The organism is Gelidibacter sp. (assembly GCF_035515035.1).
GTDB lineage: Bacteria > Bacteroidota > Bacteroidia > Flavobacteriales > Flavobacteriaceae > Gelidibacter.
Genome location: NZ_DATJCA010000008.1, coordinates 1 through 16,262, shown reverse-complemented (window position 1 = coordinate 16,262; position 16,262 = coordinate 1). Strand labels below are relative to the sequence as shown.

Here is a 16,262-nt window from a genome sequence, read left to right as displayed (position 1 = left end):
GGAGTTCTCATCTTCGCCAAGAAATATGGTCTTGATTTTCTTTGCTGTTATCAGCTCACCTTGAAATTTTAGGTCCTGATATATCTGAAAGAGCAGTACCCGTGTTTCCTCAAGGTAATGATTGATCTGTTTGGCTTCGGAAGAATGGCCCAAAACCTTCTTGTTCTTACCGTCCCACAAATCGAGGGGGACCTTTCTCTTTAAACTGATTTCTACTCTTTTCTGATTGACCGTTACCCGGGCATAAAGTAATGCACTGTTGTTTTTCGCTTTCTTGGGGTTCGCCCAGAAGCGGATGCTAAATGTTTTTGAAGTACGCATAGTTGTCGTCTTTAAATGAAACAATCCTTTAAGACGAAAGTCAAATCAACTATACCAAGTAAATTTAGTTATTTTTCCTTAAAAGAGACCCGAGGTCTCTTTTAAAAAAAAGGTCCCCTTTTAGCCACCATTTTAATTCGAACCATATAAATTCAAATGAACCTATAAAAACTTAAAAACCAAGCAAATCCTAAAACTTGCTTGGTTTTGTTACCATCTTTAGAAGGTAAAAGTGACCACGAAGGGATTAAAACAACAAAGACCGAACACCCAGCAAAACAAGGCAACACCCTTAAAACATCATATAAACACCTAAATTATTGATGTTTAAGGACACCCAACTAAAACCAACAAGACACAACAAAAAACAAGTTTTGCGGACTAAATGCGGACTAACTTTTGTATATTGCCAACGTTCAATAAAATCACTCATTATGGCAATCACTTTTTTTACCCAATCAAAGAAAGACCTCGCACCTATTTACATACGAATTAGAGAAGGTCATGAGAAAATCGATGCTAAGGCTCGAACTCAATTTTCTGTTAGTCCTGAACGATTAGCAAAAGGAAAAATCAAACTTCACAGAACCCCTAACGGTGCAAATGCAAAAACCAAAGCAGATTGCAAGGAGCGCAACAAGCCACTAATACAACTTCAATCGGAGTTAGATGATCTTTCGGAATTAGTAAACAGGAAACTAAATGAGCGCAACGACTATGAGATAATTGACTCAAATTGGCTCAAAAGGGTTGTCACACCTCGAAACAATGAAACGCCCACGAACCTAATCGGCTATTTTGACATCTATTTAGAAGATAAAAAGACCACTTTAAGAGAATCCACAGTCAAGAAAATCAAATCTATTGTCAATCGTTTGAAAAATTTTGAGACGGACAAGGGCACTATCTATTTAGCAGAGATTAACCACGAATTTCGATCTAAATTGTCCAAATGGCACGACAAGAAAGGCTATGCACACAACACTAAAGTAAAAGCCTTAAAAGTGGTTTCTACAATTTGCAACCATGCAAGAGACAACGGTCTAAAAGTACACCCCGAATCAGAAAGACTAACCAAAGGTCTAAAATATGAAGACACCCCTCATGTGTACCTCAACTTCAAAGAACTTGCAGAAATTGAAAAACTCTCTTTTATTGATGCAAGGCTCGAACACGCCAAAGACTGGCTTTTGATTAGTTGCAACACCGCTCAACGTGTATCAGATTTCATGAAATTTTCAGAGAAAAACATAATTCAAATTGAAGGCATTCATTTTCTTGACATTAATCAAGAGAAAACAGGCACACCTATTTACATTCCATTGAATGAAACGGTAACACGAATTTTGAAAAAATATGATTGGAATTTTCCCCCTCAGTTTTCAACAAAAATTGGAAGCAATGAAACCCTATACAACAGACTAATAAAAAAGGTTTGTCATGAAGCAAAAATTAATGAATTAGTCAAGGCAAATCTAAGACAGACCGACACAAACCGTTACGAAATTAAAGAAGTTCCCAAATGGAAGGCAGTTAGTTCCCACATTGGCAGACGTTCATTTGCTACCAATTACTACGGCAAAATTAACACCGCATTGTTGATAAGTGCTACAGGTCACGCATCCGAAAAACAGTTTCTTACATACGTTGGAAAGAAACCACAGGACAACGCATTAGCCCTCGCAAAAGAACTCAAACGGCTATCAATACAGCAAGGTAAAGAACCTCAATTAACTGTCATTAAAAATGCTTCAAATGGACAATAAGACATTATTTATAGCAATGGGATTGGCTCGTATGAATTCCGAAAGTATTGGTATTATTTATAAAGAAAAATTAGAACGTTGGTTATTTACTTCGAGTCACAAAAAAGAATATCATTATACTCATGAATATTTTCCCGAAGAAAATAAAACTAAAAGCAAACGCCATATTGTTTGGTATTCGTCCATAGACGAAAACGGTTTTGACTTAACCGAAAAACAATTTATTGAAAATGAACTTCGCAAATTATCAGGTTTTAAATACAAGTTTGACATAAGAGACCCCAAAGACCTAAAGTGGCGCAAGGTTAATGAGTACAAAAAGTTTTTAGAATTAAAACTAATCGAACCCTCATCAAAAAAGATTTACATAAACTCTAAGACAGGCAGACCGTTCGATTACGTTTTAATAGGTGCTTTGTTTGCTCAAAACCTTATCAAACAACAAGGTCAGACATGGTACTACGGCAAAGAAATTTTTCCAACCCCTAAAGAACTCGCTACATTTATACATAACAATGAACCTAAATTAAAAAATGTCAAAGAAAAAACCATTTACACGATAGTCAACAGCACATTAAGTGGTACATCAAAATCAATTTTCAAAGATAATAGGCAAATGAAAATTATTTTAGCGTACTGTAAAGACAATAATATTAACATTGAAAGTTCAGAATTTAAAAAACATCTTGAATCATAAGTAATTGAATTTAAAGTATTTGTAATTTAATACCAAACTGATACCGTATTTCAAGAAGTACAAATACAGTCTTTCTAAGTTTGTTATAATAACTAATAAAAAGGTTGATTATGGCAGACTTGACACACTCAGAATACCTCACAAAAAAGGAAGTTTCTCAACTTCTTAAGGTTTCAATTTCTACAATCGATAATTATTCAAAACAAGGTTATTTGCAACCCTTGTCTATTGGGCGTCGAATCCTATTCAAAAAATCCGATGTCGTTAACTCATTGATTGCCTTGTAATGAAACCAATCACTCATACATATAAAGAAGTCAACGTTGGCAAATACAAAGAGGTAAAACACTTTGAATTGGTATCATGTAACGGTCAACAGGCATTAACCAACCTCATCAACATAAGCAAAGACAGACAATTTGCAAAAATCAGTCCTGTTTATTGGCTAAAGAATCACAACGGCAAAAAGTGGACAACAGCCATAACAGGACTGTTTAGGGTTCCCCATCAAAACAACGTATTTTTTGGCGATTTAAGACGAAAACAGGATTTACTGATAGTAAGAATTAAGGAAAATCCATTAGGCAATGAAATGACCTTTTATGTGTACCCTAATTACTATCCGTTCAATAAAAATTTATTGCCTACACAGACAGGTAACGAAATATCAAATATGATGAATAAAAAAAGCACCTCAAGGGTCTAACTTTCAGGTGCTTTAATTTGTTCAATAAAATTTTAAATATGGTGCTTTCTCACGGCTCGACCATATCAAAACCTCGAGCGACAAGATACAACAAAAATCCGAAGTATTGATTAGGCAATATTTGTTGTAATACAGTTTTTTAACCGAGTTGCTAAAGGGTGCAATGTTATAAGAGGTAACAACACTTGACCGAAATGCACGACTGTAATAGTTGAACTGGATAGGCAACACTCAAGGCAGGGAGGGCATCAAAAATGATGTCGAGTTTGAGGTTAAAGGCTAAAAAGAAGTCATTTTTCGACTTTTTCAAATTCTATGCTTTTACTTATAGATAGTGTTCTATTCTATAGTTAAATGCAGGGAGTAATAGACCTCTTGTATCTAAACATGAACGACGTAAATAAGTGCCTAAAATAAAGACCATGAAAAAAGAATTTGATTTCAGCAAGACCAAAGAACATCTAAAGACCATTGACAAGTTAGAAGATAAGATTGAACACTTATTAGAGGTCAAAACAGACTATTTGCAGACCGAAAACTATTGGGAGTTAGGAGTAGTTCCATTTGATAAAAAATGCGAGTTAGAGATTAAGAAACTCTACGAACTAATCGAACTTAGAAACATGAATCGAACGAATCGAACAAGTAAAAAACAAAAATTCTAAACGTAAATTAATACTATCATGAAACAAGAAAATTTTAAACCGCAATTTCTATTCAAAGACGACGTTGCAATGACCAAAGAAGAAACCAAAGTTATCAACGGTGCAAAAAAGTTGAACGACTTTATCAATCAAATTGAATCAACGTTATCGTTGACGTTGACCAACCGCGAAAAAGAAGCAATTCAAGCCAACGGACTAAAACCAATCTACGATGACCTAAAAACAAAATTCCCGTTCCCAAACGCATCAAATGAATTTAATTTACAGGCATTAGGAATTGATTTAAAGCCTTTAGAAAGACTTTATATTCGTTCAAGTGCTATGTGGTGCGATTATAATTACCAACTGAATAAAGAGGGCGTATTTGAAGCAACCAAAGAAGCACTCAAAAACGCCATTGATAGACATATTTACTATACAACCAACGATAATCAAAATTTGGCGTTGAAACTTGCAAAAGAACTTGAGTTAATGTTTTCCAACGTTGAAACCGCAGGGCATTTAAAAAAGTATAACAGAAATATTATTGAAGAAGTCACAGGTTTACTTGAATACTCCTTTGACAAAAACAAGCAACTAAGAATTCAACCCGATTTTTACTATATTAAAAACTTAAAATAGTGTTTTGTTTTGTTTTTTGATTGAATGACCACCTCGAAAGGGGTGGTTTTTCTATTTAATGAAGTTTGCAATGAATACCGATAATGTGATTACACGAAATTACACACTATAAAGTATTAAAATTTTAAGATTAATAATCCTCATAAATTTCTAATGTCTTAAGTCTCTATGTTATGAAGTTAAATTGCCCTCACTAACCTTAAAAATAGCATTCAGGACTAAATACGGACTACATAACTTAAAAAAAGAACGCAACTAACTGTAAATAAGTTAATTGCGTTTATTAAAAGTGACCACGGCGGGATTCAAACCCATTCCGGCAAGCCGCATATTTGTTGAGTTTTTATGATTGGAAGACGTATTACTAACCGAATAACTACCTTTTTTCTTGATATCGTTTTCTGCTATTTGACTTCAATCTTAAGGTAAAGATAACATTCGAACTACTAATAACAAAACCAATTCATAAAAACCTGATTCTAAACAGCTAACTGAGAGGACATCTGTGAATATATAAAATAGACCTAGATCCGATAACTTATATCACAAGTACCTCAATGGCATTTATGGTTCAAAAGTGGCGGATGAAAGACTACCTCCTCATTTTAAAAACAATCAATTAGAATGATAAAGTATAATTTTATTTTTATTTTTCAAAATCAGGATCCATCTCAGGAGTGCGTAGGCCAGCTACTTCATTTGCCATTAGAATGAACACATTCCAACACAAGCCACGGGTGGACGGCCACCAAGAATCGGTGGTTTCCCATTTGGTCGGAATAAACTCTTTGCTATATGGCCATTTGGGATTGAGGTTGATTTCTGCCCAAGCACGGTTTTCCATAAGAGCTTTTGCTTTCTTCCAGCCGTGCCTATATCCAACGACATACCCACAATATTCGGGTCTCATCCAACTTCCTCCGTTATAATAGAAGCCATCTCTTGTACCGTCTTTATAATTAGCCTCTCCAAATTCCCTAAAAGGCTGATAATCTGCAGTCATATATGAATACCCATTTTCGCTATTATTCAGGCGAACAGCCACGGGAGCTGTAGTTCCGAATTCTGGGTGCGGCGAATTTGGCACTTTGTTTAATATGGGGATTTGTTCCAAATGGTTGATCACCATTTCGTCCGTTAACATGGGTTCATTAAACAACCATAACGAAAAGAATTCTGGCTCTAAATCGGTCATCGTAATAATATCCGGATAACCTCGATCAAATACGATATGTTTTCTATCCACATCATAGAAATTGAGATAACCTGTTATGGCTTTCTGAATATATTCATCTGATATGTCATATCCAAGCTCCCTCATTGTTTTTAAGGCAATGGCAAATATTCCCTGATTTACAGCCAATTTATCCGTTTTAGGTTCATATTCATTAACATCGATTTGACTTAATGTAAAATGGGATTCACAGATACCATCACCATCAGGATCAAATTCATTAAGTACATAGGCAACCGCTTTATCTATTTTATCCTTGGGCAGGACTGCATTAAAACGTCTTTTATTCAGCATGGCCCAAATTAAAAACTGAATGGTCGCTTCGTTGTCCTTAGCTTCAATTGTTCCCATATAGGGCGTAATGATAGTAGCCACAGCACCTTTGGAATTTTGCGTTTTTGCCCATTGCCCCCAAATTTCCAGATTTAAGTCTTCATTGTAATTGGACACTACGGAGAAAAAGGAATCCCGATTATACATGTCTGGCGCATAATTCAAATTTGGTACATTCAAAGGCGTAAAATCGTCAACAGAGGTGATCCATGTGAGCATATTAAAGTTGGCATACAACATTTTTTCAATCAAAGTCCCTTTGAACCCTTTTCCCTCAGATAGACGGGATTGTGAGGCAATCACAAAATCATGATGGCCCACCCAAGGTTCAATAAACACATAGCTCGTTTTTGTGGTCTTCTCACCCATTCCCATTTTATTGTAGGCTTGTTTTAAAGGTTGATGCTCTACAATCTGCAAATCCTTAATTTGAATGGTCGCTTCTATCCCTGACTGTGTCCCCAAAAACATCGATACCCCGTCATTTTCTATATAGGGTACCATAATACTGCCTTTAAACAAGGTCCATTCATTTTCCTTTATAGGGAATTGATCAATATATTTAATGCCATGCTCCAATTCGACCGTCTTCTGACCATTTTTAATTCTAAAAAGCTTAAGGGCTATGGGAGAATTTCCTTTGGCAAGGAACGAGATGGTATATGTTTTTTGATCTTCGAAAGGCACAGCAACTTCAAATCCTGAGCGATTTCCAGGTTTGCAATGAAGTGTTATTGATTCAGATTGATGTTTAATCCCAGCACCTCCGATGTGTTGAAAATCAGAAGAGATCTTTAGGTTGATTTCTTTGCCCTGATCCAAATCATATAGTTCACCAAATTTCTGTTGGATATAATGTTTGCCCTTTGCTCTTTCGTCCAACGTAGCAACGGAAAGCAATTCGGGATCGGGCAATATTCGCATGCCTACAAAACCACCGCCATGACCATTAAACCGTCTGCGTGTAGATCGTGTATAGTGATTTTTATAACCTGCATCCATCAAGACACCGACCAACTGATTATCGGAGGTCACAAAACCAGCCGAAGGAAATATTTCGTGGGCAAATCCACCTGGAAAATCATCATATTCAAAAGTAACATATTTGGATGGAGGATTTGCGGGTATAAAATTCTCTTCCAGAGTATAGTATAATGAAGGCATGCCCGACTGCAACAAATCAATGCTCTTTTTGACCACATTGGAATTGATGACTTCATAAGTGACCGACATGGATAAGTTCAAATCAAAATCTGACAAATAGATTTCGTTTGAGAGGATTATAAAATTATCGGTACCTGTCCATTGTGAACCCTTCCAATTACTAATTTCAGTGGTTTCACTAAAATCCAAATTGGTGACTTTAAGCTTAAATTCTTCGGAATTATGGAGGACTAATTGGTTGCCATTATAAATATCCACATTAAAACCATCTTCAGCATTCCCTACAACCTTGAGCTTGATATCTTGGCCCCATCCAATGGCCCCGTATAGACAGAACAATAACGACAACCATACTGTTCCAATTTTTATATAAAACTTAATCATTTTTAAACCGTTTAATTTTTTGAATATCTATAATCTATGACGACGCCATCAGCATATAATTTTCCGTCCTTTTCGGATATTCCTGCAGTTTGGGGAACCATCACCAAAAGCGCTGCATTTTCCCTTGAGATATCAAAAGTGAAGTCGCGTTTAACATTTTCCCTAATAAACCTTCTTTGTATGGCATCATAAATCTTTAACGATTTTTCACCCACAGAAATGGTCACAGATTTTGCTTCTTGGTTAGGGTTATAATACAGATATGACGGCAATGCCGCATTGCGATAAAAATCGGTCGCCAATAAATCCAATTGCAATATATTATCCACATTTGTTGCTGAAATAATTGCTCCCGCAATCCCCACGTGCCCACTTCCATAAACGCTAAATTGGGACACATCAGGATTTCCATCTACCCAATGTGGACCATCACCAATCGCGATGGGTGCCTTGATATGCTCATACTCCTCAAAATGCGATTGTTTGATCAGACCTTCATAGGCAATAACACCTTTCGTATGGTGTTTAAGTTCTGGGATGGATTGATGTTCATCAGGTATTTCATAAGGATAGAATAATTTTAATGCATTGCTGGCGTTCAACATCCATTTCCCAATTGCATTTGCATAACGCTGGTCGTATCTGACCATTGGTACCAGGGGCCACATGGTGTCATAAGTATTCATTAAAAAGCCAAATCCTCCATGATCGACAGTACTTCCGACTATTCCAGAAATATCGTATCCGTTCCAATTGCCTACCAACACGCCCCATCCCTCTCTACAGACTGAGGTACCGTCAAACGTCCATTCCAAAATTTTAGTGTAGTTGTAATCAGTTCCTTCTTCAGCGTTCAATCGTGCAGCCACATAGGCTCCAAATGGCATTAGAATTTCATAAAAACGATTATCTTTTTGTGCCAAAAGAGCCTCTAAAGAATTTTTGGCCCCAATCAAATATTTGGGCTCTTTAAATTTCTGATAGGCAGAATACAAAACATAGGCATGACCTGCTGCCGCATCCTCTTGTTTACAGATCCAATTATCTTGAGGTTCCAAGGTGGCATAATCAAAAAAGGAATGTGAATAATTTCCTTCTAAAACCGTGTTGGCGTCATAAAATTTCTCCGCAACCGAATGCATAATTTCTGTATAATGCGTTTCATCAGGATAAAAGTTTGCGACACCATAAAATAATACGTTTGGATATACATCATACCACCAATCCCTTCCATATCCTCCACCAAGCATTGCTACTTCAGGAGAGGTGTTGTTCATTACAATATCCCAATTGGTTTCTGAATTAAAATAGTTCTTAAGCATGGACACATAGTTTTTTCCATTTTGGTTTGATTTGTCGATACCCACAAGAGTTGCTCCAAACACAGAACCAACAGTTGCTAAAGACTCATGAAAAATCCCATCGTTGTTATGTGGCCCCTGTCTTAAATCGCCCATTGCCGTATAAATCCCAAAGGTTTCCTGATCAAAATTTTTCCGGGAATCGTCCATCCAAATGAGAGGCCAATACTCTCCCGTTTGAGTCTCATCATAAACCAAGGCATCAAACTTTTTCGCCATGTCTTTAAAGTCCATGACCTTAAAAGGCTCTGGCAAATTAGGCATGGCATCTACTCGACTTAAATGAAGCTGATGGATCGAATTATCATCCGTGAACTGAGATGATCCCGTTTTGCAAGAAAAAAGTAGAAATCCGATGAATAGAGCCAGAAGGTAATTTTTAACAATCATTTTATTTTACGCTTATAGGGTTAGTAATTACTTTATCTTCATCAATTGGTTCCTTATTTAATAGTTCCTTCTCCAATAATTCCTTTTCTAAAGTTGATTGTTGCTTTAACAGCTGCTTGGCAATAATTATAGAAAGTAATTGAAGACTCCCAATAATCAATAAGGCATAACGTAAAGCAATATCCGCATTTATAAAAAATGCAATAATCAAAAACGTACTTGCCCCTATAAAACGACCAACAAACAATCCGAATTCGTGATTTAGAATGTACGAGAATTCATTCCTGTTTTCCAATTTTGATAGGATATCAATGACTTTTAATTGAATCGGAAAATAGGCAATATCCAAAATTGGTCGAGCCATCAACAATAAGAACATAAATAGAATGACTCCTGTGGTATTGAACAGTAGCCCATTAAAAAAGGAGGCAAGGAAAAATGAAATCAATCCAACACTAAAAATAACCAAACGATGTTTAGGCTTCGAATATTTCCCCAAAATCAACATGATTACTGCCGCAATGACAGCTCCTATGGAAATAGCAGTCCCTAATGCGCCTTCAGAATGGAAAAACTTCATCATCAACATGGCTGGAGCTGTTACGATAAAACCTTGTGCCAGCCCTTTCAATACAGACAACTGAATCATTTTTTTCCAAAGTTTGTGAAATTTGAAATAAATAAATTTTTCACTCTTTGGTTTTTCGTAGGTTCCCAAATGAAATACAATGGAGGCAAGAAGCGTAATTAGAAATACGATCGTGGTAATAACCCTATAACCTGAATTTACAGCTTCATTAGAAATTGACTCCGAATTCCCATGTCCCTTCATTAAGTACCAACCAATTAAAAATGGCACAGTGGAAGCAATGATGGTATAGATAAAAGTCTCCAGTCCATAATAAAAATTTCGGGTTCTGTCCTGTGTTGTGGAGAGTACCAAATAATCCCGATTGGCCCAATAGAGACCAAAGGACATCCCCATAATCAACCCAGCGCCTACCAATCCAAAATAATTGATTTCCTTTAATGACATCATGAACACCATGGATACACCGCTCAAAAGCATCCCTAATGAAAACAATCTTTTAATGTTTATTTTATTCAACAAATACCCATTAATCAGAAACGTAATTGGAATACCAACATAAATTGCCAATTGGTACAAGATGACTTTGGAAGGGTCATTTGAATTTCGCATAATATATGAGGCCACGAAAATATCAATGACCGGAAGTACAAATGCATAAATTGTATTGGTTATGATCAATATCTTCGCACTTCTCGTAAAATCTTTTAATCCAACCTTAGCTAAATCTATCATTATAGTCCTAATGTTTTTAATATGTCCGTGATTGAAAAATCAGCCAAACAAACATGTTCATCTGATGCCCCGTAATACATTTTAATGGTGTCTCCATCAACGATATGTCCATTAGTGAATACCACGTTACCAAAAAAGCCCGTTTTCTCATATTCCGCAATCGGTTCCATAATGGGTTGTTCAGAACGCGCAATAACGATTGATGGGTCGTATAAATCCAATAAAATAGCACCCAAACAATATCTATTTTCTTCAGTGGCACCATGATAGATCTCCAACCAGCCCTTTTCCGTTTTTATAGGTGCTGCGCCAGCGCCCAACCGTTTGCTATCAAACTTTCCTGACCTGGTCTTGGCAATACATTTGTGATTCCCCCAATGACAACCATCTGGCGATTCTGCCACCCAAATATAATTGCCTCCCAATTCAGGACTACTTGGTCTGTGGAGCGCGTAATATTTACCGTTAATTTTCTCTTCAAAAATGGCACAATCCTTATTGTGGGGACTGAAGATCATGCCCTTCCTATCAAAGGTCTTCCAGTCCTTTGTGATGCGCAGCCCCACTCCGACACCGTTTGGTGAAACCATGGTATACGTTAAATAGTAGGCATCGTCAATTTTGGAAACTCTGCAATCTTCAATGCCATACGATTCGTAGACTCCCTCTCCAAAAAGTGATGGAAAGGATTTATTCTCATAAAAATGGGTGCCGTCGTCACTAAACAAAACCCTTAAATGCGATATGGTAGTCAAATAATCGACACCTTCATAGTTTATCACTCGGGCATCCGATGCGTCTAATTTGGGATCATCCATCTTGAAGTTCAAAAGCTCAACTTTCCCGAGATGATCATATATGGGTACAGTGAGAAAGCCCTCTTTTTGAATGGTTCTTTCTGCTACCCTAACCAATAATCCTATTTTATCCTTAAATTGAAATACACCAGGATTTAGCAAACACTCAATAATCATATTTGGATTACTGGGGCTTAGATCCTTAGGTGATAAAATTGGATTTTGATGATATCTTAATGCAATGTCACTCATTCCATATTTGATTTATTGGTTAATGAAATATTCTATAAAAAGTTATTAATGAAGAAACCTTGAAACCATATCGCTTTGAAAGGAGAGGATTATCCAAATCATATCGAGATCTCTTATCCTTGAAGGATTGGCACTTTTAACTAAATTCCAGAAATCGAGCTGCACTAAAAAAAAGAGAAGTAGGATATCTGAGAAATACTACTTCTCCTTAATTAAAAACTAACTCAAACAATTCTTAATCTTATACTCATTTAGTAACCTGGATTCTGCGTAATGGTCCCTGCGGATTTATCCACTTCACCTTGCGGAATTGGGTATAAATAATTTTTGTCCTGGAAGTTTTTTCCCAAACCTGTTAAAAAGGATTTTGCAATTCCCCATCTCTTAAGATCATTGAATCGTTGTGATTCAAAACCGAGTTCAACACGTCTTTCATGAATTAACCAATCCTTTATTTGAGCAGCATCTGTTGAATTTGGTCTATCCGATAAAGTTCCAGAAGGTATTGCAGAACCATCGGCAGTGGGTGTAGTTCTGGCTCTTTCCCTTATATCATTTATAATAGCTATCGCCCCATCATAATCTCCAATTTCATTGAGGGCCTCGGCTTTCCAAAGTAGGACGTCCGCATAGCGAATAAATATTTTGTTGCTTGGGGCATCATCATTTCCTTTATTATTCCCCACAGTATTGCCCAACAATTTTGAAACATTTTGATTCGGTACATCCACTGTGTATAACAATCGTGGATCATTAGGTTCGAATTCGTTTATAAAACTTTCCGTTGGTGCTATAAATCCCCATCCAATCAGTGCACAAAGGCCATTTCCTTTTCTCGGATTCTGACTGGAAACATGATCGTATGCAAAAATGACTTCATCATCCGAAAATTCCTTATCTACATCGAAACTGTCAAAATAATTCACATTTAGACTATAAAATCCAAGAGCATCCAATTCGGACACCAAGCTTATGACAGAGGTCCAATCATTGTTGTACAAGGCAACTTTAGCCTGCAATGCTATGGCAGCGCCTTTTGAGACTCGCCATGGTTCGCTAGGTGATGGATATTTAGCATTTGGCAATAAAGTCTTTGCTTCCATTAAATCAGAATTGATCTGCTCCCATATTTCAGAATCGGGAACTCTAACCGCTGCATCGTATGCCTGGGCAAAGGAAGTCAACGGTTCGGTCAAAAGAGGTACACCCCCAAAATTATTCACCAGATCAAAATAATAAAACGCTCTTAAAAAGTAGGCCTCTCCCAACAATTGGTTTTTACGAGCTTCGCTGATACCGACTGATTGGAGTATTTCCGGATCTGTCAAATAACTTACAGCGAGGTTAATTCTATTAATCCCCTCGTAGTCGTAGAGCCAAATTCCATTAAATGCCCCGTTATCCGCAGTAAAACTATAGGCACTAATTTCATCCATCCAGGCTTGATCGCCATCTGGATTCCATTTTTTGTTCATATCACCTGAGGCAATATCATGTAAAATAAAATCATTGCGTGTGACTGTTCCATCATCCCACTGCCATTCACCAACAATATTCAATGTACTGGAAAGCAACTGATAGGAAGAAGTCACCGAAGATTCCAAAGTATTTATGGTAGGATTTGTATCCACCTGATCCAATGTCAACAGCCCGATGGGATCTTTTGTTAATTCGTCGTTACAACCGGCTAATACTAAAAAGATACCAACTGCAATTAAACTTTTATATGTTGTTTTCATAACTGTATTTTTAAAATATTAAAACTTAACATTGACACCAAACAAGACTGAAGATGACAATGGATAAGTTCCTTTATCAACTGTATCTGTAGATTCTGGATCTAAACCTGAATACTTTGTTACTGTAAACAGATTTTGACCTGAGATATAAAGACGGATATTCTGAACCCCCAACATCCCATTCAAGGTATATCCGATTTCTGCATTTTTGAGCCTAAAATAAGAGGCGTCCTCAACATAAATACTGGATTCCTTACTGCTACCATTATCCTCAAAGGTAACTCTCGGAATGGTATTAGTACTACCTTCGCCATCCCATGCACCTAGAATATGGGTTGTATAATTAAAAGGCCGTGTATCATAGTCTACGATTTTTCGAGCATCATTATATTTGTCGACCCCTTCTACGCCTTGAAAAAGACAAGAAAAATCAAAGCCCTTATAGCTTGCCGACAATGACAGTCCATAAGTAAGATCCGGTATGGCATCCCCGGTAAATGTTCTATCATCCGAATTGATGATACCATCGTTGTTTAAATCTGCAAACTTAATATCACCCGGTTTCGCAGTGGGGTTTAATGTGCCACTTAAATGGTTATCGATTTCGTCCTGATTTTGGTAGATACCAATCATTTTATATCCATAAAAGGAATTCAAGGATTGTCCTACCTCCTTAGTTTGCAATCGTTCAACGCTATTGATCAAAGTGCCAAAATTGGCATTGATACCGTATTTGAATTCATTGTCCGAGTTTCGATAGTTTAAGGTAAACTCGAAACCTTTATTAATGACCTCACCCGCATTTACAATGGTAGGTGAGACATCTCCAACAATACTCGGTAATCCCACAGGCAATAAAATATCTGTTGTTTTTTTTACAAAATAATCTGTAGAGATGGACAATTTATTATTAAAAAAACCAAAGTCAATACCAAAATTGCTCGATTCGGAAGTTTCCCATTTCAGATCGTCGTTCCCATAGCGTTTGACAACAACCTTACCATCGGTTTGACTTATCAAGGTTAAATAGGCATAATTGTCAATCTCTTGATTTCCCAAACGGCCCCAGCCACCTCTCAACTTCAGATTTGATAGCCATGATAGATCTTTTAAAAAGTCTTCATCCGATATTTTCCAACCTGCAGAAATAGAAGGGAAATAACCCCAACGATTATTCTCTGAAAAGCGGGATGAGGCATCAGCCCTGAAATTGGCCGTAACCATATATTTCGAATCGTACACATAGGTACCGGAACCGAAAAATGAAAACAACGCCCATTCCGATGCACTTCCACCATTCCACAAATCAGCCTCAGTACCACCATAATCTATATATCTAAAGGTTTTGTCAGTAATATCAAATCGCATCCTACTTGCTCCTATGGACGAATCGTAATTTTCAATAAATTCAGTTCCAACCAAAACACTAATGTCGTGTTTATCATTTATGGTTTTTGCGTAATTAAGTGTGTTGTTAAAGGTAATCGTACGAGATTCACCACGATCTTCGTTTAAATTATTTGGACGATTTTGTCTCCCCAGACCTTTGTCTGCATCACTACCACCACCATCGTCATCACCAAAATTTTCGTTGAATCTTTTATTGTGGAAAAATGACAAGTCGACCCCCACATTGGTTCTAAAGGTGAGTTCCTTGTTTTCTAAAAACGAATATTCCGCATAGATGTTCCCAAAGGTTCTAAAATCCTTCCGCACATCATCTGTAAAGTAAGCCAATGCTATTGGGTTCTGGGACCATTCGTACTTATCGCTTTCCCAGCCGCCATTATCCCTATCATTATGGACATAAAAAGGCAAATCGGTAAAAGGATCCCTCACGGAATAGGTTGGATCGTCAACATCCTTATAGACGCCCAACACAGGAGGTCTCAATAAGGCATGTCGTATAATACCTGGTTCATCACCTTTAGAGGATAGGGCATCTTGGGTTGCATAGGTCAACTGAAGATTCGTTCCTATTTTCAAACGTTCTGTTAGATCCACATTTAGGTTTACCCTATAATTTAATCGTTTATAGCTGTCATTATCGTATACCACAATTCCATCTTGATGGTAATATCCCAAGGATGTCAAGAACTGAATCTTATCACTTCCGCCACTTGCGGTAAATTGTAGATTTTGGGAACTTCCCATTTCAAATAACTCGTCCAACCAATCGGTATCAGAAAAATCAGTTCTGCCCCTATCGGCAGTATAAGGATTGGCACCCGTTCTACTGGAATTATTCCAAGCCTTCTCCACCGTATTTATATATTGTTCCGCGTTCAGCATCTTTGGAAGATTGGAAGCGTAATGGATACCTGTATAATAACTCACATCAAAACTCACTTTCCCTACCTGACCGCTTTTTGTTGTTATCAAAACCACACCACCTGATGCCCTCGATCCATAGATAGCTGCAGCCGATGCATCCTTTAAGATTGACATGGACTTGATATCCGCTTGATTCAAAAAACTAATATCCCGTGTAGGAATCCCATCAATAAC

12 protein-coding genes and 1 pseudogene are annotated in these 16,262 nt (G+C 37.1%); 6 read left to right on the top strand and 7 right to left on the bottom strand.

The features are described 5' to 3' along the window. A pseudogene (locus VLZ86_RS00405) lies at nucleotides 1–321 on the bottom strand (Arm DNA-binding domain-containing protein); the annotation flags it as partial. Between the two features lie 434 nt (nucleotides 322–755). Between VLZ86_RS00405 and VLZ86_RS00400 the strand changes: the two are divergent. The 6 genes from VLZ86_RS00400 (at nucleotide 756) to VLZ86_RS00375 (ending at nucleotide 4,776) form a co-directional block, all read left to right on the top strand. Beyond that, entirely contained in the window at nucleotides 756–2,087 is a 1,332-nt protein-coding gene (locus VLZ86_RS00400; RefSeq protein ID WP_325447577.1) for a site-specific integrase, read from the top strand. After that, on the top strand, nucleotides 2,077–2,784 hold the full coding sequence (locus VLZ86_RS00395) for a hypothetical protein (RefSeq protein ID WP_325447575.1): 708 nt from the start codon (nucleotides 2,077–2,079) through the stop codon (nucleotides 2,782–2,784). The genes VLZ86_RS00400 and VLZ86_RS00395 overlap by 11 nt, the downstream gene beginning before the upstream one ends. 110 nt (nucleotides 2,785–2,894) lie before the next feature. Continuing rightward, nucleotides 2,895–3,071 (top strand): helix-turn-helix domain-containing protein, encoded by a 177-nt coding sequence (locus VLZ86_RS00390; RefSeq protein WP_325447573.1) that lies wholly within the window; start codon nucleotides 2,895–2,897, stop codon nucleotides 3,069–3,071. Continuing rightward, nucleotides 3,071–3,490, top strand: a complete 420-nt coding sequence (locus VLZ86_RS00385; protein ID WP_325447571.1) for a hypothetical protein — start codon at nucleotides 3,071–3,073, stop codon at nucleotides 3,488–3,490. The genes VLZ86_RS00390 and VLZ86_RS00385 overlap by 1 nt, the downstream gene beginning before the upstream one ends. Nucleotides 3,491–3,912: 422 nt before the next feature. Further along, nucleotides 3,913–4,155 carry a hypothetical protein gene (locus VLZ86_RS00380; RefSeq protein ID WP_325447569.1) on the top strand — a complete coding sequence of 81 codons (243 nt, stop codon included), beginning with the start codon at nucleotides 3,913–3,915 and terminating at the stop codon, nucleotides 4,153–4,155. 18 nt (nucleotides 4,156–4,173) lie between these two features. Beyond that, the gene (locus VLZ86_RS00375; RefSeq protein WP_325447568.1) at nucleotides 4,174–4,776 is read left to right on the top strand and encodes a hypothetical protein; all 603 of its coding nucleotides are present in this window, start codon (nucleotides 4,174–4,176) and stop codon (nucleotides 4,774–4,776) included. A 646-nt stretch (nucleotides 4,777–5,422) separates the two neighbouring features. On the opposite strand, the gene VLZ86_RS00370 is transcribed toward VLZ86_RS00375, so the two are convergent. The 6 genes from VLZ86_RS00370 to VLZ86_RS00345 form a co-directional block, all read right to left on the bottom strand. After that, complete coding sequence (locus VLZ86_RS00370) at nucleotides 5,423–7,891, bottom strand: hypothetical protein (RefSeq protein WP_325447566.1); 2,469 nt, start codon at nucleotides 7,889–7,891, stop codon at nucleotides 5,423–5,425. Between the two features lie 11 nt (nucleotides 7,892–7,902). After that, a complete protein-coding gene (locus VLZ86_RS00365; protein ID WP_325447564.1) occupies nucleotides 7,903–9,642 on the bottom strand; it encodes a hypothetical protein in 1,740 nt (579 codons plus the stop codon). 1 nt (nucleotide 9,643) lies between these two features. After that, the gene (locus VLZ86_RS00360; RefSeq protein ID WP_325447562.1) at nucleotides 9,644–10,966 is read right to left on the bottom strand and encodes an MFS transporter; all 1,323 of its coding nucleotides are present in this window, start codon (nucleotides 10,964–10,966) and stop codon (nucleotides 9,644–9,646) included. Continuing rightward, nucleotides 10,966–12,015, bottom strand: a complete 1,050-nt coding sequence (locus tag VLZ86_RS00355; RefSeq protein ID WP_325447560.1) for a glycoside hydrolase family 130 protein — start codon at nucleotides 12,013–12,015, stop codon at nucleotides 10,966–10,968. The genes VLZ86_RS00360 and VLZ86_RS00355 overlap by 1 nt, the downstream gene beginning before the upstream one ends. Nucleotides 12,016–12,266: 251 nt before the next feature. After that, a complete protein-coding gene (locus VLZ86_RS00350) occupies nucleotides 12,267–13,754 on the bottom strand; it encodes a RagB/SusD family nutrient uptake outer membrane protein (protein WP_325447558.1) in 1,488 nt (495 codons plus the stop codon). 18 nt (nucleotides 13,755–13,772) lie between these two features. Then, on the bottom strand, nucleotides 13,773–16,262 hold a 2,490-nt coding region (locus VLZ86_RS00345), incomplete at its 5' end, for a SusC/RagA family TonB-linked outer membrane protein (RefSeq protein ID WP_325447556.1).

Bases quoted from the DNA above. Each gene is read 5' to 3' on its own strand.
- VLZ86_RS00375 (WP_325447568.1), top strand. From the start codon at position 4,174: ATGAAACAAGAAAATTTTAAACCGCAATTTCTATTCAAAGACGACGTT.
- VLZ86_RS00385 (WP_325447571.1), top strand. From the start codon at position 3,071: ATGAAACCAATCACTCATACATATAAAGAAGTCAACGTTGGCAAATAC.
- VLZ86_RS00355 (WP_325447560.1), bottom strand. From the start codon at position 12,015: ATGAGTGACATTGCATTAAGATATCATCAAAATCCAATTTTATCACCT.
- VLZ86_RS00395 (WP_325447575.1), top strand. From the start codon at position 2,077: ATGGACAATAAGACATTATTTATAGCAATGGGATTGGCTCGTATGAAT.
- VLZ86_RS00390 (WP_325447573.1), top strand. From the start codon at position 2,895: ATGGCAGACTTGACACACTCAGAATACCTCACAAAAAAGGAAGTTTCT.
- VLZ86_RS00400 (WP_325447577.1), top strand. From the start codon at position 756: ATGGCAATCACTTTTTTTACCCAATCAAAGAAAGACCTCGCACCTATT.
- VLZ86_RS00370 (WP_325447566.1), bottom strand. From the start codon at position 7,891: ATGATTAAGTTTTATATAAAAATTGGAACAGTATGGTTGTCGTTATTG.
- VLZ86_RS00360 (WP_325447562.1), bottom strand. From the start codon at position 10,966: ATGATAGATTTAGCTAAGGTTGGATTAAAAGATTTTACGAGAAGTGCG.
- VLZ86_RS00380 (WP_325447569.1), top strand. From the start codon at position 3,913: ATGAAAAAAGAATTTGATTTCAGCAAGACCAAAGAACATCTAAAGACC.
- VLZ86_RS00365 (WP_325447564.1), bottom strand. From the start codon at position 9,642: ATGATTGTTAAAAATTACCTTCTGGCTCTATTCATCGGATTTCTACTT.
- VLZ86_RS00350 (WP_325447558.1), bottom strand. From the start codon at position 13,754: ATGAAAACAACATATAAAAGTTTAATTGCAGTTGGTATCTTTTTAGTA.